This is a genomic window from Geoanaerobacter pelophilus, from assembly GCF_018476885.1.
Classification (GTDB): Bacteria; Desulfobacterota; Desulfuromonadia; order Geobacterales; family DSM-12255; genus Geoanaerobacter; species Geoanaerobacter pelophilus.
On the sequence record NZ_JAHCVJ010000002.1, the window covers coordinates 119,865 to 139,976 of the forward strand.

Here is a 20,112-nt window from a genome sequence, read left to right on the forward strand (position 1 = left end):
ACCCGACACGATGAAACGGGGTTTAGTGGACAGCACAAGCGATGCAAGGGTCAAAAGAATGCACCGTCCGGAGAACTTCCAGCGGCTGCTGCTGATTGACAACCGGAGTACCGATGAGAGCCTGCTCCACAGGTCCCGCCACATCGCTCAGATCTCGTGGCCCAAAGTTCCAGGTGGAAGGAACAACCATCTGGTAATTGACGATCTGCGGATTGCCTCCACCGGAAGAGTAGCTAACCCAATGCCCCAAGGCCCCGCGCGGCGCCTCAGTGAGAAAGGAACCACTACAGGTAGGTTGAGGAGGCAAGGTAAAACCGACCCGACCGACAGTATCAGTGGTAAATTGAGGGTTTATCCTATTCATAAGTTCATTGACCCAGTCAGCATACATACTGTCGATGATAAATTTTGTTTCGATGGCTCGGGCAGCAGTGCGGCCGATGGTCGAATACATGTCAGACAGTGCCATGCCGGTATTGGCAAGAAAATCACCAACAAGTTGGGTAATGGCCGGTACAGCCCCCAGACCGTAGGCAACCATGACACGTGCCAGAGGGCCGACCTCCATTGGTTGGCCGTTGTAACGAGGGGCTTTGAGCCAGCTATATTTTTCATCGAGATCAAGCCCGGTATATGATGGGGCCGTTGCTCCACTGGCAGGATTCAGCGCCGCAGAACCGGCGTACCAGCTCCGCGCCACATGTTCCGTGATTGCGGCCTCGTTCACCGCCTGCACTGAACCAGTCGCTCTGTTGAAAATAGCGCCACGCGGGAACATCAGGTCACCCGCAGAAGAGAGATCGGCAACGCCGCCAAAGCAAAGGAGGTTATCCGTGCCGCCGATGGCTCTGTATTCAGGGTATGCGGAGGCAATAACCGCAACATCCGGGAGATAAAAAGTATCAACGAAGGTCTTTGCCTCATAACAGAGATTGTTAAGGTCAGAGTACAAAGCAGACCATTGGGATTCGTCCATCGCCAGGTCCAACGACACCCCCCCGATCAACATGCTTTGGGGGTGAGGATTCTTGCCGCCCAAGAGTGCGTGAATCTTGATGATCCGCGTCTGGATACGAAGCGCATCCAAGTAATCGGCCATCATGATCAGGCTGAGTTCCGGAGAGAGGTTGGTGTATCCGGAATGCCCCCAGTAGCCGTTTGCCAGGGGGCCGAGCTGGCCGCTGCCGGCAATGTCCGAAAGCCTTTGCTTTACATCGGCAAAAAAAGCGGCATCTCGTGTGCGGCTGGACGATATTGCCTGGTCTGCTGTGACCACCGCGTCCATATCGGTAGCCGCAATGGCCCTGGTAACATCAACCCAGTCAAGGAGGTGGAGGGCGTAAAAGTGGACGATGTGGTCGTGGACGAACTGAGCACCTCCAAGGAGGTTACGAATGATTCGGGCATTTTCGGGAACAGTAAAAAAGGAGTCAATTGAATTCTCAACAGCTCTGATCGACGTAATTCCGTGTACATAGGTGCAGACTCCGCAGACCCTTTGGGTAATCATCCAGGCATCACGCGGATCGCGGTTTTTCAGGATCGGCTCAATCCCCCGGAAGAGAGTCCCTGTGCTCCAGGCTTTAATTACCTGGCCATCGGCTACCTCTGTTTCCACCCTCAGATGACCCTCGATGCGGGTAATCGGATCTATCACAATCTTGCTTGACATGAACTGGGTCTCCTTAATGAGCTCTTTCAGAAGCAACTAAGCTTCATGGGCCTACTGGCTCACAAGCATTAATGTAATGACCGTTATATAAGAAGAAATTGCTGCGGTCCCAGAAACGCGGCTCGCTGCACCCATAACAGGGGGCATTGACCTGCACTGGCCAGCACCCGTCAGGAGAACCGGGAGTGTTCACAATATTATTGAACTTCACCAAAGAGCAGTTGTTATAGGTTGTCCTCCCTCTGCAGCCGTAATAGTACAGGCATTTGGCAGAACAGGAGAGTTTGCGTTCACAGTTTTCGTGGTTAGTGGTCCCGTAGGCAAAGAGGGGGCGGCCATAGCCATCAAGCGGAGGGAAAGAGCCGTTAAGCAAGTAAGTGGTGAGAGTCGCGACGAGTGTGATCGGATTGGGCGGGCAACCGGGGATGTTGATTGTAGGATACCCTCCGAGCGCCTTATGGACCCCCCTTGCACCGGTGAGATTGCCGTTTGCTGCCGCAACACCGCCGAAAGACGCACAGGCGCCGAAGCTGATAACTGCTTTGGCTTTTGGGCAGATGTCCTTGGCTATCTGAAGCATGGTCTTGCCGCCGATCATGCCATAGACACCATTGTCTGCCGTAGGAATGGCTCCTTCGCAGATGCAGATGAATTGTCCCCGGTAATTTGCAGCTGCATTCAGCAGGTTTTGGGTGGCGTTCTGACCTGAAGGCGCCATGAGGGTTTCATGGTATTCCAGTGAAGCGGCTCCAAAAATAATGTCATCAAGAAAAGGGTTGGTCGAACGGAGGAAAGATTCGGTACATCCAGTACACTCTGCAAACTGGAGCCAAATTATAGGAGGACGAGTACCACCCCAGGCTTGGGCAATCCGGGGGATGAAGGTTGCATCAAGCCCGAGAGCAGCTGCTACTAAGCCGCAATATTTAAGAAAATCGCGACGCGAAATCCCTTTTCTCGGTGGCGCGAAATCAAGATCGGCTTCGCCTCGATTATCCTCATGCATATTCACTCTCCTTCATTAAGATAGGCATAACGCAGAATCCGGTTACGTTAAATAACGTGAATCTATCCTGCAATCGATCGGTGAATTTCCCTCATATGACCGGCATGAACCAGATGACTGCCAGCCGGCAAGGCTAAAATTGTCATTGGCATGAGACTATCTGTTACAAACTTACAATTAAAGGCGAATAATTATATAATTTTATTCTTGAACGCAATTTCCATACCACCGCAGCCCCCACAGGCTTATTATCCGGCACACCCAACTCTAGCCAACTCCTGCAAAATCATTAAGAAAAACATGACAAAAGCGAGCGGGAAACCATGCGCCATTTGGCTTACCCCACGGTAAAAAGCAACCACCCTCAATAATTAAAACTATATTATTAGCACAAGTTATCGTAATTACTAATATTAGCTACATATAATTATATGGTAATAATATTGCATGCCTAACTATTAATAAATTCATTAACTACTGGACGACCGGACTTACCATTACAATTGGAAAATTTCTCCAGCGTCTGCCGGGCATTCGCGCAGATACAGGATGAGCTTATAAATGTGAAAGACATCTACAACTGAATACCCACCAAAAGCTTGCATCAAGGAGGCACCATGAACCGTTGGCCAAGGAGCGGGTATCACTCCTGCTCATTTATAATAATGGCTCTGGTTGCAACGTTTATCTTTATGCGCCCGGCAACGGCACAAGCGGCTATCGACTGTTATGGCTGTCACGGCAACAAACAGCCTGCCGACATCCGCCCGCTGGATGACCCCTCTGGTGAAAGAAACCCGCTAACAGGTGCTTTTCGGGGTAGCCACCGAAAACATCTCCCGCAAAACTCTTCAAGTTCCAATTGCGAAAAATGTCACTCCGGAAGCTCTACCTATTACAGCGGGCACCGCAATGGTGTAATCTCGCTCAATGCCAAGGTTAACAAGTCCCCGAAAAGGACGGTTTACAAAAATCTTTCTTCAAACGACGCTGCCATCGTTTTCCCTCAGACTCCGGAGCCCGTTGCGGCAGCATGCAGCGGAGCGAACTGCCACTTCGAAGCGCCAACCCCGACCTGGGGTGACCATCTACCTGCCGATACTTGCGCTTCTTGCCATGACGCTCCCCCCAAAGACGGTGCCCACGGCAAGAAGCATGGCGATTATTACGGCACCGGCACTGGAAGCTGCATCAAATGCCATCCTGACCACCGAAATGACCTGAACCCGATCACGCATCCCCTTGAGTCCGGGGAACGGTCTCTCACTGTCGGATTCAACACCCCGCCGAACAGTGGCGGCAGCTATAATGGCGATGTAAATTACCCGAACTATCTTCCCAGCCAGCATCCGGCTCGAAACGGCAGCTGCAGCAACATTTACTGCCATGACGACGGTCAGGGACATGGCCCCAACATGCCCATCACCTGGTCCTCCACCAAAACAACAGCCTGTTTTTCCTGCCATAAAGGAAGATCCGTCGACAATAAACAGTTCAACTGCTACTCAAGCGGCGGGACCTGGAACAGCGACACCCAGATCTGCTCCCCGTACCTCAACATGACGTCTAATGGCCATGGCAGGCTTGTCGGCCCCCAATGGATCAGGAAATACTCCTGCTATTACTGCCACTACAACACCGTCAATACGGCAGGAGAGATCTCAGACAAGACAAAACACGTCAATGGGGTAAAAGATGTAAAAATGGCTCCGGAGTGGAACATTGTCGGGAAAGACGAAGCAAGTTACGAGCAGGCGACCAAGAAATGCTACAACGTTTACTGCCATAGTGACGGCAGCCCGAATCCGGCATCGGTCAGACCGTTCTCGTGGACAGAACCCCAGACCAAATGCAACACGTGCCATGGCCATCCCATCGAGTCGTGCAGTGACACCAGCTGCCATGACGGCAGGACCGACAGCACCGGTAAGATCTGGACCCTGCCGTCCAAATTCCTGAAGCCTGGTACTACCAATGAGTATCAATGGCCACGCGGCGAAGAATGGAAATCAGCAATTCCGATGTTCGTGAACGCGGGCGCCGGCCAGACACGGGCCAACTCACACACAAGGCACATAGAAACCAACTTCTCCTGTGACTTGTGCCATTACCTTACCATCAAACAGGCTGACAACAGCTGCAATGCCACGGGATGTCATCCGCACACCACCGGCTCCATGAACGAAGTCGCCCACCTGAACGGCAACAAACACGTCAACCGTATCCTCGATGTCTCCTTCAAGAATGGCGGGAGTTACAATAAAGACACCAAGACCTGCTCAGGCACGAGCTGCCACATCAACATGGGAACAGACCCCGTATGGGGCGAAACAGTTAATGGCACCATCATCTGCCTAGGCTGCCATGGGACGACCAACGCCGACGTTGACGACTTCGGCGCGATTTTCAACGGCACTCAGGCAAAAATCAATCTTACCGAATGGGCAAACACCGGTCATGGCCGGTATTCAACCTCAGGACGCTATCCCTCGTCAGGAAACCCTGCAGCAAACTTCCCCGGAAACCCCTGCTGGTATTGCCATGACAATAGAGTCTTCCATAATTACAGCAGCAACCCATTCCGGCTCAGGATCCACAGTCAGTTTGAAAATCGGTTTGAAAAGGAGTGCGTCTATTGTCACATGGAGTGGACCGCCGACGGCAGCGAGTGCGTCGGCTGTCACGTGAACCAGACGGAATCGCTGGCCCCACAGGCGATGACAACCGGGATCCGCTTTAAACTGGCCAACGGCTCCACTGAAACCCGCTATACGAACCACAAATATACCGCCAACTGCATCAACGGGGTTGATGGCGCAATTACCTGCCACACTTCGGACAGTGGGCTGTTCACCAGCGGAGCCCATCAGGGGCACAACAGCAACGCCGGCACCTGGAGCAAAGCCCAGAAAGACGACATCAAAAACCAGTACGTTATGATGGGTGTCTGCCTCAAGTGCCATGACGACGACAGTGGCGACAAGTGCGTGAACTGCCACACCTCCAGCGACCCGTTTAAATATTCGCTGGGCTTCAACCCGGGAACCGGATGGATCAAGCCGAAGAAGGCGCGGGCGACATCGGCCCATTTCGGCTACAAGCATTATAAGACCCTGCAGGACACTGGGGTCACCAAGGGCGGTAAATTCTGCTGGGACTGCCACGATCCGCATGGCGACAAGAATATTTATATGATCCAGAGCATGGTCGCCACCACCACTGACGGCAAGTTCGGCAAGCCGCTAACAAGGGCCGCCGTAAGTTTCACCCGCAAGCAGAGCGGCCTTGACTATGCCCGGATCGTCCCGAACAGTGAAGGCAAATACGACGGCATCTGCAATGTCTGTCACTCTTCCGGAAGTCAACATTTCCGGAGTGATGGAGGCGATGGCCATAACTCCAGCCGCGTCTGCACTACCTGCCACGAACACCGCTTCAGCGACAGTCACGGCAACAAGCAGAGCTGCAACGCCTGTCATCTGAACAAACCAGTGCCACGCCATTCCGGATTCGGTCTCCCGCGCGACTGCACCAAGTGCCACGGCGGCGCGATCGGCTTGCGAATGGACGTCATGAGCCAGATGAAGGCCAACTCGCACCACGTCCAGGGGGTTGAGGTCAACAACAAGCACTGCTATGCCTGCCACTGGGAAGCAACGCCGGAAGGGCTGATCGATGTCCGGCATCACGAGGGGTATAACTACAAGAACCACTCCACCGTCAAGAACGCCAAAGTCGACCTGGTGGTATGGGGTGCCCGGTTCCGTCCGGCAGTATACAAGAACAAATCCACAGCCATCCAGTTCCTGGCAAGCAAAGTCAGTTTTGCAGTCCTTTCCACCTCAAGGAAAGAGGTCACCAAACTGAACACCCACTGCATCTCCTGCCATAGCGACCAGAACAACGACACCCAGCCGTTTGGCGATTGTCGGACACCGCGAGAGTACGCCTGGGATAAGAAAAGTATCGATGCCCGTTACTCCCAGACTGGCAGCGCCCGGTGGAGCCAGTACAACACCACCGGCAAGTACGGCGTAGCCAAAGCGTTCTCGGCACACGGCAATGCTACGGCCAATGCCGGCGGCTGGAGCGCGACCACCGGTACCGACTCCACCATCAGCAACAGCAGGAATGGCAGCTACAGCGTTACCTGCTTCGACTGCCACAGCTCGCACGGCTCCAAGGTTACCGGCAACACCACCAGCTACGAGACCTTTAACGGGACCAAGAACGGCGGCAACCTGAAAGAGACCCAGGCGGGCAAGGGCGGCTATACAATGAGCTACAAAGCGTCCTCCAACGAAAACCTGGCGGCGATCAACCCCTACAGCGCCGGTGCCGGGCAATGCTTTGACTGTCACCTGACCCAGAACGCCGGGACTACGCCGTGGGGCTACCAGTCAACCTTCGGGGCCACGGCAGCAATCATGGGCTATAAAGACACCCCGAAATTCGGCCAGGGAACCAAGGGGTCAACAGCCCGGTTCAGCGAGCGGGCCACCAAGGCAACCATTGTCGGCGGGCACATGAAGGCATCCTCACCCCTGGCGACTACGCCGGCCGACACAATCGGTGGAACCTGCGCCGCATGCCATGACCCGCATGGGGTCTCGCCAACGTTCGGCACCGACCAGGCCTATGCAGTGCCGCTTCTGAAGGGAACCTGGATGACCTCTCCGTACAAGGAGGACTCTCCGCCGCCGGATCCGTCCGGGGCCTCCTCAACTGCACTCTCGTGGGGACAGTACAACTGGTATCCATCCGTTACCCCGATAACGAACCACAGAATCGACCGGAACACCTTCGGAGCCGGCGGAAAAATCAGTGAGGACGACAGCAAATTTGCCGGGCTCTGCCTCCAGTGCCACGCCAAGTCGAGCCTTACCAATGGCATAAACAAGGACAAGGGGTGGAAAAGCATCGACCGGATCCACGAATCGGTCAAGGGTTGGGGTGCCAACACTGAACACAACTACACCTGCTCCAAGTGCCACCAGCCGCACAACTCCGGCCTGCCACGGCTGATGCAGACCAACTGCCTCGACTACCAGCACCGAGGCAACCGGGCATCCGGAGGGGTTCCCTGGAAGGCCAGCAGCCAAGTCTCGTATGCGGGGAGCCATGGTCAGTATCGAGGGTACCCGAACGGCGATCTGCTAGGCAACTCCGCCACCTATGAGGCAGGCATCGCTTGCCACACCAGCGGGACCTGGCCGAATAAAAACTACTGGAACCTGAAGACACCATGGCCGACAGTGCCGTAAACGACGTGACTGCATCCAATACACCCGGAGGCTCGCCAATGAACCTACTTGATCATAGAAAAACCTGCCGCACCATCTTAAGAGGATTGCGGTCACTCCTCTTGCCGGCCATAGCCGCAGCATCGTTTCTGGCCATCGGGGCAGGCGAGCTCTTCGCGGCCGGGGGTGACGTCATCTGGCAAAGTCAGGATTCCCAGGCCGGCAAGCAGGAGGCTCGCCGTTCCGTAGTAGATTCCAGCGGCAATGTCATCGTCACCGGTTATCGCAATCTTAACGGAGACACGGACAACGATTTCTGGACGGTAAAGTTCAAGTCCGATGGTAGCGGCGTTGCCTGGCGGGCCCACTTCGACAAGATCGGCGGCAGTGATCAGGCCAATGCCATCGCTGTGGACAAGGATGACAACATCATTGTCACCGGTCGTGTCCTTGACGGCACAACCGGCACCAACAACAACATGCACACCATAAAATACAACGGAGCCAACGGCACCGTCATCTGGCAGCATACCTACGACGGAGCAGCCGGCGGCATAGACAGTGGCATGGCGGTGACCACCGACGAGAACGGCGATGTATTCGTTGCCGGCTATACCCAGAACAGCCAGGGCAACCTCGACTACATTATCCTCAGATACCCCAAAGACGGCCGGATCGACAACTCAAATACCCCCAACTGGACAGCTATCTATGGGCACCCCAACGGCGACGACATTGCAGAGTCTATTGCCGCCAGGAACGGCAAGGTTGCTGTTACCGGCCGCTCCTGGAACGGCAGCGACTACGATATCCTGACGATACGTTACGACATCGCAGCAGAGACATCATGGCAGAAGCGCTATGCAACCTCGGCACAGGGCGGCAGCAAGGATGATATGGGCGAGCAGGTCCTTTTTGATCCGCTCGGCAACGTGGTTGTCACCGGGGTAACAGTCAACAATCTGGACAAGGACATCTACACAGCCAAATACTCTGCCACGACCGGTGATGTAATATGGGAGCAGGTCTTCAATGGCGCCTTTGACGACGAGCCTACCGGCCTGGCTGTTGACGCTTCCGGAGTCTATGTCACCGGATATACCTGGACACTTAATGCAAAGCACGACTTCTACACGGCAAAATATGTCGATCCCGCCGACCCGCAGGTAAAAACCCCGGTCATCGCCTGGGAGAAGAATTTCAACTCTTACAACGGCAATGATGATATCGCTTCAGCCACTGGGATCGTCGTAGATGAAAGCGGGGACCTGTTTGTCACCGGCTACACAATCTCCAACAATAACAACGACAGTTATCAAACCGTCAAATACAGAAAAAGCGACGGGACCGAACTATGGCAAGTCGGAATGGATGTCTCCAGCGGCAGGAACGACCGCACCATAGGGATCGGGATTGACCCCGCAGGCAACGTGTTGGTGGCAGGTTGGACCGACTCAGCGGTCACAGGCCTTGATTACCACGTGGTCAAATACGATCCGGATCTCATCAATCCTCCGACCAACCTTAAAGCCACCCTTACCAGCAACAGCTCCGTGACCTTATCATGGGATTACCTGCACTCTGTTGAGACCGGGTTCATCATTCAGCGCTGTACCGGCTGGGGGTGCACCAATTTCGCCGACTTGCCGATCGATCCGCTGCCAGTGGGCTCGACAAGCTATACCGACTCCACCATTACTGCCGATGCCTTCTATTACTATCGGGTCAGGGCATTCAACGCAAACAACTCCTCCCATTTCAGCAACACGACCCGGACCATCGCGCAGTACATCAACTTTATCCCGAACACAACTCCTTATATTTTTGACAGCACTTACAACGGCGACGACTTTGCCAAAGTAATAGCAGTCGGACCGGACAATAATCCGGTCGTGACCGGATACAGCGACAGCAAGGAGATGATTGAAGGGGTCCCGGGCAGCGGCGGCGGACTCGATTACCTCACCATGAAGTTCGACCGGTCGCTCAGCCAGCTCTGGAACGACCGCTACGACAGCGCCCAGAACGGCTTGGACGTGCCGACCTGCCTCTTTATCAACCAAAACAATGATGTCCTGGTTTCAGGACACTCCGAACTGTTCTTAGCGCAGGCCGGCGGCAACATCAACTCCATCTTCACCATTAAATACCCGTCCACCGGAGAGGACTTTGCCTGGGAGGACCAGTTCAACGGGCCGGGAGGAATCGATGACCGGGCCACGGCCATATCATCCAGCGCCGATGCCAACAATAACATTGCGGTAGTGGGCTACGGCAGGAATTCCCGGAACAATCAGGATATTTATCTCATCAAATACCTAGCCAACGGCACCCGTGCATGGATCCCGGTAATCATCGACAAGTTGGGAGACGATATCCCTTCGGCTGTTGTCTTTGACAAAAACGGCGACATCTTCATTACCGGGACCAGCCATAACGGCAGCAATTTCGACATCTATACCGCAAAATACAATGGCGCCACCGGCGCGCAGATCTGGGAAGATCTTTATAACGGCGGCTATGGCGATGATCAGGGGTTGGCTCTGGCCATCGACCCGGCCGGCAATCCGTATGTGAGCGGCTTTGTCACCACCGCCAGCAACGGTCGGGATTTCTACACCATCAAGTACGATGGGGCCAATGTAGCACCTAAAAGAAGACTCTGGGGGAATCCATACGACGGGCCGGCGCACGGCAACGACTGGGCGGCCGCGATATCGGTCGACCCCATCGACGGATCGTCCGTAACAGTAGCCGGAACGAGAACTACCCGGAACAACGATGATGATTTTCATGTCATCCGTTACAACGCAAACGGTGATGAAGTTTGGTCGAAAACCATCCTGAGGCCGGATACCGACGAAGAGCTGAAATCGATGAGTACGGACCTCTCGGGCAATATCTTTGTCGCCGGAAGCACAACCGACTGGACCAACACCTCAGCCCTGGCATTCAGAATCAAAAGTGATGGGACAATCCTCGACGGAACTGCGATCCCCAGCATAGAGGAGTGGACAACAGACCCAAACACCGAGGGGTATATGGCCGAAGCATCCTCGGTTGCCGTCAACCGCCTGGGCGAGGCGTTCATGGCCGGCTACAGCGAAAACGAGTCACTCAATGCCGACTACCTGGTCTTCAAGATGTCGGGTGCCACCCTCCAGCCCCCCTACCCGGTAACAACCGCCACCACCAACGCCAGCGTCACCCTCACCTGGAGCGACAACTCTCTGGCGGAGGACGGCTACCGGATCTACCGCAAGGCCGAGGCATGCAGTTCAGCGACCCTATCCTTCTCCCTGCTGGCAAGCCCGCTAGCTAACCAGGTCACTTACACCGACAGTACCGTCACCCCGACAAACAGCTACTGCTACCGGGTAACCGCCTATGCCGGGGAGACTGAGACGAAATACGTGCAGACCGACACGCAGCCGCTCGCCCCGGCCCCGCTGACCCTGACTGCCGTCTCTGCCACCCAGATCAATCTCTCCTGGACCAATGTTTTCGGCGAGACTGGCTATACCATCGAACGCAAGGTCGGCGCTGCCGGTAGCTGGACAGTCCTGACCTCCAAGGCTGCCGATGTAACCACCCACAGCGACACCGGTCTCACCGGCGGCACGGTCTACTACTACCGCATCAAGGCGTCCAACGCTGTCGGTGACTCCCCCTACATCGAGCAATCGCTCCCCTCAGTACCGGTGATGAGTGCCCCCGTGGTCGTATCGTCAAGCCAGATCAACCTCGCCTGGACCGATCTGGCAACCGAAACGGCGTATATCCTGGAGCGCAAAACCGGCACCGGGGGAACGTGGAGCCAGGTCGGCAGCAACCTGGCACAGAACAGCATCACCTACAACGACACCGGGCTGTACTCCGGCACCCTGTTTTACTACCGCCTGAAAGGGCGCAATGCTTCCGGCGACTCGGCCTACAGCGCCGAGGTGTCGGCCACCACCTTGCTCCAGGCGCCGACCCTCAATACGGCAACCGGCACTAACACCACCACGGTCGCCCTGGGCTGGACCGATACCAACAACAGCCCCAACGGCAACGAATCAAACTACCAGGCATCCTACGCCGCCTGCACCAATACCGACCCCGTCTCCTGCGCCGATGTCAACGGCGCCTACTGGGGAGGATGGACGAACGTCACCGCCTTCGCGACCAACTCGGTCTCCGGGAATGTCACTTCGCTCATCCCCGGCCGCAGCTACAAGTTCCGGATGCAGGGGCTTTTGACTGGCGCCAACTCTACCTTCAGCTCTCCGGAGCGGACAGCCACTACCGTACTTCCCACACCGGCTGCGCCAACCACCTCTAACATCTCCAACAACTCGGTAACCCTCACCTGGACTGATATCCTCGGGGAAACCAATTACGACATCATCAAGGACGGAGTGCGGCTGAACCTGGCCCTTGCCAAGGACACCATCACCTATACCGTTACCGGACTGTCCCCGGCCACTGCCTACAACTTCCAGGTCTATGCCTATAACGGCCTCAGCAGCTCAACATCCACGGCCACGCCGGCCACTACCACGGTCAACCCGACCAGCCTGTCATCGGTTGTTCCGCAATCGGCCACTGCTATCCAACTCACCTGGGCCGACGCCACCGGCGAGAGCGGTTACGAGATCCAGCGACGAACATTGAACAACCAGGAAGAGAGTCCGGCCAGCCCGCCGACCGGCTGGACCGCCTGGACCACCCTGACCACCACGCCGATGCCGCTCGCCCCTGACACGGTAACCTACCTCGACGGCACCCCGGCGCTGACCGCTGGCAATACCTACCAGTATCGAGTCAGGTACAAGATCGGCACGTCGGCTTACTCAGCCTACAGCAACGAGATCTACGCCACTACCACCCCCAGGACCCCGGCCACCATGACCGTGACTGCCGGCGTCATCAACTGGGAAAACGTACCCGGTGAAGCCGGCTACTACCTCTATCAAAAGCAGCTGGCCGGAGCCGACTGTGCCACTGAGGACTGGTCAGCCGTCACCCCGAGCACCATTGCCGCCACTACTTACAGCTACACCCCGTCCGGGCTGACCGCCGGGGCAACCTATTGCTATCAAGTCAAGGCGTTCAACAATGCCGGAGTATCCGCGCCACGCGTCATCACCTACCTGCAGGCACCTACCAACATCACGGCGTCAGGGGCAACCCAGACTACCGTCAACGTTTCGTGGCCCGCAGTCGCCGGAGCCACCAGCTACACTCTCCAATGGAGCACCGCCAGCACTTTTACCAGCCCCGGGAGTTTCTCCGGTAATGTCACGTCACGTACCGTGCCTGGACTGATCGGCGGCACGACCTACTTTTTCCGGGTCCAGGCAGTATGGGGCAACGGCAACTCCATATGGACCAGCGCAATCCCCAGCGCGCTCACCATCCCGACGACGCCGGGCACTCCGACCGCCACTCCGGCCTCCACTACCTCGGTCACCATCTCCTGGTCCTCCAGTTACGGTGCCACCGGCTACCGATACCAGTATAAACCGAGGGTAGCGGCAAGTTGCTCAGCTGAAGACTGGACCGGGATCACCGAAAATCCACTAGCAGGCGTCACGGTAACCATCGGCAGCCTCACCACCGGCTCGGCCTACTGTTTCCGCGCAAGATCCTATAACGCTTCCGGGGATTCCCCTTACTCCACCACTCCGGCCACCCAGACCACCCTGCTCGCCACGCCGACACTGAACCCGCTCTCCGGCATCACGGCAGGCAACATCTGCCTCAGCTGGAACAATGTGGCTGCCAACGAAGGATACCGTATAGAGAGAAGCCTTGACAACACCACCTGGCCGACGACCTTCAGCACTCTCAAGGATGTTGCCAGCTACTGCGACACCTCTGTTCTGGCGGGAACCGTCTACTACTACAGAGTTTCGCCGAAGAATATCGTTAACGGCTATTCAACGGCGAGTAACGTGCAATCGACCACAACGACCCCGGCCGCACCGGTCGCATTAACGGCAACGGCCATATCCAATACCCGCGTGGATCTGACTTGGAACGCCAGTCTGAATGCCACGAAATACCGGCTGGAACGCAAGGAAGGAAGCGGCAACTGGGAGTTGGTTATTGAACAGTCCGGCACCAGCTACCAGAATACTGGGCTCAAGGCCGGCACAACCTATTTCTACCGGGTCCTGGCCTGGAATACATCGGGCCTTTACTCCACACCGAGTAGCGAGGCAACGGTGATAACCCTCACTCTGGGGAACGTTGCCATCTCTTCACTGACTCCGGCAAACCCGACAAGTGTCACAGTGGTATGGACCTACGATGGATCAGTCTGTATCCCGTCCGGTTGTGCTCTCCCTGAAGGATACGAGATTGAAACTAAGCTGGCTTCCGGTCGCTGGGCGAATATCGCAACTATCACCAAGGGCGATGAAACTTCATATATCGACCGGAGCGGCCTGCGACCTGGAAAAACCTATTACTACAGGGTGCGTTCCTACAGAGGGACCGAGCGTTCGCCATACAGCGCCGAACAGAGCGTGACCACTCTGCCTTATGCCAAGACAACCTGTTCCTACGGCCCTAACGAGGCAAGCCATGCCCCTGTGATCACCTCGACACCGCAAACCTCTGCCAGTCAAGGGACAGCATACAATTACCAAATGACTATCAGCGACCCTTTCAGCGGGGACAGCTTTTACTATACTCTCTTGACCGCGCCGTCAGGCATGACGGTATCTACTACCGGCCTCGTCTCCTGGACACCGACCTCTGCCCAACTTGGGGCAAAGAATGTCCTCATCAGGGTCAGCGATATCGTGGGGAACTCTGTGGAACAGAGCATGATTATTACTGTGACTGCCAATTAGCTGATGTTCGCAGACAGTGCAACCTGAGCGTTGCACTGTCTGCTATCCTCGCCGGGCCTCTTACCCCATCCTTCTGCAGCGCCTCTCCATCCCGCGGCATCGCCATTGAGCTTTTGTGCTACTGTAAGTGAACATTCCGCTGCCGTTGTTCATTTTTCAGGTAGAATGTCTATGATATAAAGGAGGCGAACCATGCCACTCCCCAAAGATCTCATCCGCATTTCCCCCACCACCTGGGAACTGCCGGTCACCTTTAAAAAAGGGATGCTGGTGCCTGCCCGGATTATCGCATCAGAAAAACTGATCAACGCCATGGAAGATGCAGTCTTCGAACAGGCCGCCAATGTCGCCTGCCTTTCGGGAATTACCGGCTACTCCTACTGCATGCCTGACGGCCATTGGGGTTACGGTTTCCCCATTGGAGGTTTGGCGGCAATGGATCCCGAACGTGGGGTGATCTCACCCGGAGGGATAGGATTTGACATCAATTGCGGCATGAGGCTGGTGCTGACAAACCTGACTGAAGAAGAGGTTCGGCCGCGGCTGCACGATCTCGTCAACCGGCTTTTTTCGCGAATCCCTACCGGTGTTGGCTGTCATGGCACCCTGAAGGTCAAGGAAAGCGAGTTCCGGCATATTGCGGAACAAGGTTCGCGCTGGTGCCTGAAAAAAGGGTATGCCGTTGCCGAAGACCTGGAGTTGACCGAAGAGGGGGGATGCTTTACCGGTGGCGACAGCGCCAAGGTCAGCAACAAGGCGATTGAGCGCGGCCTGGAGCAGTTGGGGACTCTCGGCAGCGGCAACCACTACTGCGAGATTCAGGTAGCTCGCCCGGAAAATGTTTTAGACCAGAAAATTGCCCGATCATTCGGCATCACCATCCCCAACCAGGTGGTCATCATGTTCCACTGCGGCAGCCGCGGCTTCGGCCACCAGATTGCCACTGACTACCTCCAGCGGTTTCTGAAGGTCATGGGGCCCAAATACGGACTATCCGTCACCGACCGGGAACTGGCCTGCGCCCCGTTCCGCTCCCCGGAAGGCCAGGATTATTATGCAGCGATGAAGTGCGCCGTGAACATGGCCTTTGCCAACCGGCAGATGATCCTGCACCGCATTCGCGAGGTGTTCAGTGACATCTTCCATCGCGATCCATTCGATCTGGGGCTGCGGATGCTCTACGATGTTGCCCACAACACGGCAAAGCTTGAACGCCATCTGATAGACGGTGCCCCCCGCGAACTGTTGGTCCACAGAAAGGGCGCCACCCGCTCACTGGGGCCAGGATCGCCGGAACTGCCCGCTTGTTACCGGGAAAGTGGGCAGCCGGTTATTATTGGCGGGAGCATGGAGACCGGATCATATCTGCTTTCCGGAATGACGGGCAGCAATGCAACCTTTGCCACCACGGCTCATGGCAGTGGCCGGACCATGAGCCGTCACCAGGCAAAGAAGCTGTTCCGCGGAGACAGACTTCAGCAACAGCTCGAACAACGGGGAATTTATATAATGACCGATTCACTGGGGGGATTGGCAGAAGAGGCTGGAGGAGCTTACAAGGATATCGATGAAGTGGCTGCTGTCACCGAACTCGCAGGGCTCAGCAAAAGAATCGTCAAACTGCTTCCTATGGGCAACATCAAGGGGTAGCCATGCCGTACCGCTTTCTCGAAACAGTAGCCACTGCCGACATCGCCTTTGAGGCATGGGGCTCGACTATGGAAGAGATGTTTGTCGAGGCAGCTGAAGCAACCTTGAACGTAATGGTGGCAGACGTGACCACGGTTGCACGACGCGAGACCTTGACCCTGGTACTGGAAAACGATGCTGTCGACATGCTGCTTTTTGACTTTCTCGGGGAGCTGGTCTTTATCAAGGACACCCATCGCCTCTTGCTGCGAGTGATAAACATTGCCATAAAAGACGAAAACGGCATGCTGGAACTGGCAGTGACCCTGGCCGGGGAAAAGATCGATCCGGGACGACATCCGTTACAGGTTGACGTGAAAGGAGTTACCTTGCATCTCTTTGAAGTCGTTAAAACCGGGGGAGTATGGAAAACTACGGTTGTGCTGGACATATGAAAGGTGGTGGAAGCCTCAAACAGGCTTCCACCAGACAACAGGTTCAGTGAGTGATATCCTTTGCGGGATCAGCTCCGGTGAACTGCATCGATTCTTTGGCCTGCTGGAGCGCCTCAAGTTCCTTGATCCTCTCTCCGAGCCAGCCATGAATGGTGCGGGCACTTTCATAATTCAGCACTATGCCTGACTCAACCGCCCGATACAGGGTTTGGTTGAAATCTGCCGGGACTTCGTCGATTACCGCGCCAATGGTCCCGTTCGCATTGATTTCCTGGGTGATTGCCACCGGGATACCGGACCTTTCCAGGTAAAAGTGGACTACCAGTTCACCACGCGGCGAAACGCCTCCATGCGCGCCGTTAACGTAAACCGGGTTATAATCTTCTGCAAACAGGTACTTGAAGATGATCTGAGGCTTTTTCACTGAACATTCCTCCTGTCTCAATTTCCCGTTAGCCGGGAGCATTCCGGTTCTTTATCACGGTTGAGGAAATGATACAAGATGCATTACTTGAAAGAAATGACATGAACTGCCCGTCCTGCCTTACCATCGGCGCCAAGCTTTCCTGCGACATCCGCGGCAACGGCCCACAGTCGCTGCTCTTCATCCATGGCTTTGCCGCATCCTCGGTTACCTGGGACGAGATCGCGCCGCACTTCCCGCATGACCGATACCGGCTTTATCTGCTGGATCTCAAAGGGAGCGGCAGGTCCGACAAACCGCGGGACAATGCCTACAGCCCGGAGGATCAGGCCTTAATGGTTCTGGATGTCATTGAAGGATTCGGGTTGCGCAACATAACCCTGATCGGCCACTCACTCGGCGGGGGCATCGCCCTGCTTGCCTGGCACAAGGCCAAAGCTACCGGGCGTTCAGCACTCATTTCACGGCTGGTACTGATCGATGCCGCCGCCTACCAGCAACCATTCCCGCGATTTTTCCGCTGGCTGCGCCAACCGGTACTCGGCTGGTTTCTCCTTACCATGATACCGTTACGGCTAATGGTGCGCTATAATCTAACGCATGTCTACCAGCAGCCAGCCCAGGTAACACCGGCACGAATCACGCGCTACATGGACTGCTTCCGCGGCACCGGCACGATTGCCGCCTTGCTTGCCACGGCACGGCAGGTAGACCGATTAACAGCTACTCCTTACCATGGGCTGGTTGACGTCCCCACCTTGATTATCTGGGGGCAACACGACCGGGTCGTGCGTCTTGGCAACGGACAACGCTTGCACCAAGAGATCCAGGGGTCTGGTCTGGTAATCCTGGCTTGCGGGCACAATCCTCACGAGGAAGAAACTGCAGCCTGTGCTGCCGCCATTCTCGAATTTCTGGAGGGAAGCAATGACTGATAACCGACTTATCCTGGTCACCGGCGCCACCGGCTTTGTCGGCACCAGGTTGGTAAAAGAACTGCTGGAGCGCGGCAAAAAGCTGCGGCTGCTGGTCAGAGGTTCCGCGCCCCCAGCGTTTGCCGGCAGCGAAACCGTAGCCGGGGACCTGCTGCAGCCGCTTTCCCTAGGGAAGGCGCTTGATGGGGTAGACACCGCCTACTATCTGGTCCACTCCATGTCCGGTGGCAGGGCAGGGTTTGAACGCCGCGATCGCGAAGCTGCGGACAACTTCCGCAAGGCAGCAGAAAAGGCCGGGATCCGCCGCGTCATCTATCTCGGCGGCCTTGGCGAAACAATCAACGGCCTTTCCGAACACCTGGCCAGCAGGCTGGAGGTGGCCGAAATTCTCCGACAAGGCGCCTTTGCCACGACCTTTTTGCGGGCGGCAGTCATCATCGGCGCTGGCAGCGCCTCTTTCGAAATGATTCGTTCTCTGGTGGAGCGATTGCCGGTGATGATCACCCCCCGCTGGGTCTCAACCCGTTGTCAGCCGATCGCCATAAGGGATGTGATCTCATATCTGGCCGGGTGCCTCGACAATGAGGAGACCACTGGCAAAACCTTTGACATCGGCGGACCGGATATTCTCACCTATCGCGAAATGATGGAACGGTTTGCCAGCTTTGCCGACAGGAAGCTCTTCATCCTACCGGTGCCATTGTTGACCCCCCGGCTCTCCTCGTACTGGGTCGCCCTGATAACCCCGGTAAAGCCATCGGTCTCCATGCCGCTCATCGAAGGGCTTGCCAACGAGGTGATCTGCCGCAACCACAGCATCCGTGACATCATACCACTGCCGCTGCTCTCCTATGATGAGGCGGTAAAGACAGCACTTGCCGAAGAGCAGCAGGCCGCTGGCCGCTAGCCCAGTCAATCATCGGTCCGGTTAATACCAGAACCCTCCGATCCGCCGCCGGGGAGATTTTCGCGGCGGTTCCACATCGACAATCACCGGCCTGCCGTACTGATCGTGGGCAATCACCGTATCGGCCCCTTTAGGTCCTGAAGATCTCCCTGACAACTCCAGGAGACGCTTGATCCTCTCTGCAGTTGCCGGATGGGTCCGCAGCACCGAAGGCACCTCGATCCCCCCACCAGGGACAAACAAGCGCCGCACCAACGGCATCTCATTCTGCTCGATCCGGTCCAGGGCCGCAGCAAGCCCCTCGGCATCACCGGTCAAGCCAACAGCGGCAAGATCAGCCTCATACTCGCGCGAACGGGACAGGGCCAACTGCAACATAGTCATGACATATGGGACTGCAGCCATTATAAACAGCGGGAACCAGGGCAGCGCGTGGTCGCTGAACAGGTACGCAGGGAGATTGATGAAAATGAGCAGCTGCCCGGCAAGTGAAATAGCCGCGGCAATGCGGCTTGCCAGGTCGGCGATCCCCATGACCCTGGTATCGTGACTCGCAATATGACAGACTTCATGGGCAACCACGCCAACCAGTTCGCGCCAGGTAAGGAGGCGCAACATGCCGTCGCTTAGCGCAATGGCGCCGCTACGTCCCAGGCCGACGGAAAACGCCAAAGCCGCTCTGCTCGGAATGTAGTAAAGGAGAGGTGGCTCAGACATCCCGGCGTTGATAGTCAGTTTTTCCAGGAGATCGCCGAGAGCAGGCGCCTGGATGCGCTCCACCGGAACAGCCCGGTACATCTTCAGCACCAAGGCCGGGGCATGCCTGCCACCGAAAGCCAGTGCCGGCAAGGCAACAACGCAGACCATGACCACACCTGGCAGCCCGGCAAAAAGCCATGCCATCAGCAGCAATACAACGGCAAGCCCAGCCATTATAATTGCTGACTGCAGGAGATTCACCATTCTGCGCCGGGCATAAACCGCCTGGTCCATCAA

The 20,112-nt window shown here is 56.2% G+C and carries 10 protein-coding genes; 6 read left to right on the plus strand and 4 right to left on the minus strand.

The genetic code is table 11. The features are described 5' to 3' along the window. Window positions 1-22: 22 nt before the first annotated feature. Complete coding sequence (locus tag KI809_RS05960) at window positions 23-1,672, minus strand: nickel-dependent hydrogenase large subunit (RefSeq protein WP_214170630.1); 1,650 nt, start codon at window positions 1,670-1,672, stop codon at window positions 23-25. Between the two features lie 43 nt (window positions 1,673-1,715). Further along, window positions 1,716-2,678, minus strand: coding sequence for a hydrogenase small subunit (locus KI809_RS05965; RefSeq protein ID WP_214170631.1), 963 nt, complete (start codon window positions 2,676-2,678; stop codon window positions 1,716-1,718). 617 nt (window positions 2,679-3,295) lie between these two features. Here KI809_RS05965 and KI809_RS05970 point away from each other — a divergent pair. From KI809_RS05970 to KI809_RS05985, 4 genes are all read left to right on the plus strand, one after another. After that, on the plus strand, window positions 3,296-7,942 hold the full coding sequence (locus tag KI809_RS05970; RefSeq protein ID WP_214170632.1) for a CxxxxCH/CxxCH domain c-type cytochrome: 4,647 nt from the start codon (window positions 3,296-3,298) through the stop codon (window positions 7,940-7,942). A gap of 38 nt (window positions 7,943-7,980) precedes the next feature. Continuing rightward, window positions 7,981-14,766, plus strand: a complete 6,786-nt coding sequence (locus KI809_RS05975; protein WP_214170633.1) for a fibronectin type III domain-containing protein — start codon at window positions 7,981-7,983, stop codon at window positions 14,764-14,766. A 192-nt stretch (window positions 14,767-14,958) separates the two neighbouring features. Further along, on the plus strand, window positions 14,959-16,416 hold the full coding sequence (locus KI809_RS05980) for an RtcB family protein (RefSeq protein ID WP_214170634.1): 1,458 nt from the start codon (window positions 14,959-14,961) through the stop codon (window positions 16,414-16,416). A gap of 2 nt (window positions 16,417-16,418) precedes the next feature. Beyond that, complete coding sequence (locus tag KI809_RS05985; RefSeq protein ID WP_214170635.1) at window positions 16,419-16,850, plus strand: archease; 432 nt, start codon at window positions 16,419-16,421, stop codon at window positions 16,848-16,850. 43 nt (window positions 16,851-16,893) lie between these two features. On the opposite strand, the gene KI809_RS05990 is transcribed toward KI809_RS05985, so the two are convergent. Next, a complete protein-coding gene (locus tag KI809_RS05990) occupies window positions 16,894-17,274 on the minus strand; it encodes a hypothetical protein (protein WP_337833281.1) in 381 nt (126 codons plus the stop codon). Window positions 17,275-17,375: 101 nt separating this feature from the next. Here KI809_RS05990 and KI809_RS05995 point away from each other — a divergent pair, with 101 nt between their 5' ends. Both KI809_RS05995 and KI809_RS06000 read left to right on the plus strand, forming a co-directional pair. Next, window positions 17,376-18,209: an alpha/beta fold hydrolase gene (locus KI809_RS05995; RefSeq protein WP_214170637.1), complete on the plus strand. Its 834-nt coding sequence runs from the start codon at window positions 17,376-17,378 to the stop codon at window positions 18,207-18,209. Then, the gene (locus KI809_RS06000; RefSeq protein ID WP_214170638.1) at window positions 18,202-19,116 is read left to right on the plus strand and encodes an NAD(P)H-binding protein; all 915 of its coding nucleotides are present in this window, start codon (window positions 18,202-18,204) and stop codon (window positions 19,114-19,116) included. Before KI809_RS05995 ends, KI809_RS06000 begins: the two co-directional genes overlap by 8 nt. Window positions 19,117-19,137: 21 nt before the next feature. Here KI809_RS06000 and KI809_RS06005 read toward each other — a convergent pair whose 3' ends face one another. Further along, window positions 19,138-20,109: a zinc metalloprotease HtpX gene (locus KI809_RS06005; RefSeq protein ID WP_214170639.1), complete on the minus strand. Its 972-nt coding sequence runs from the start codon at window positions 20,107-20,109 to the stop codon at window positions 19,138-19,140. Window positions 20,110-20,112 lie beyond the last annotated feature (3 nt).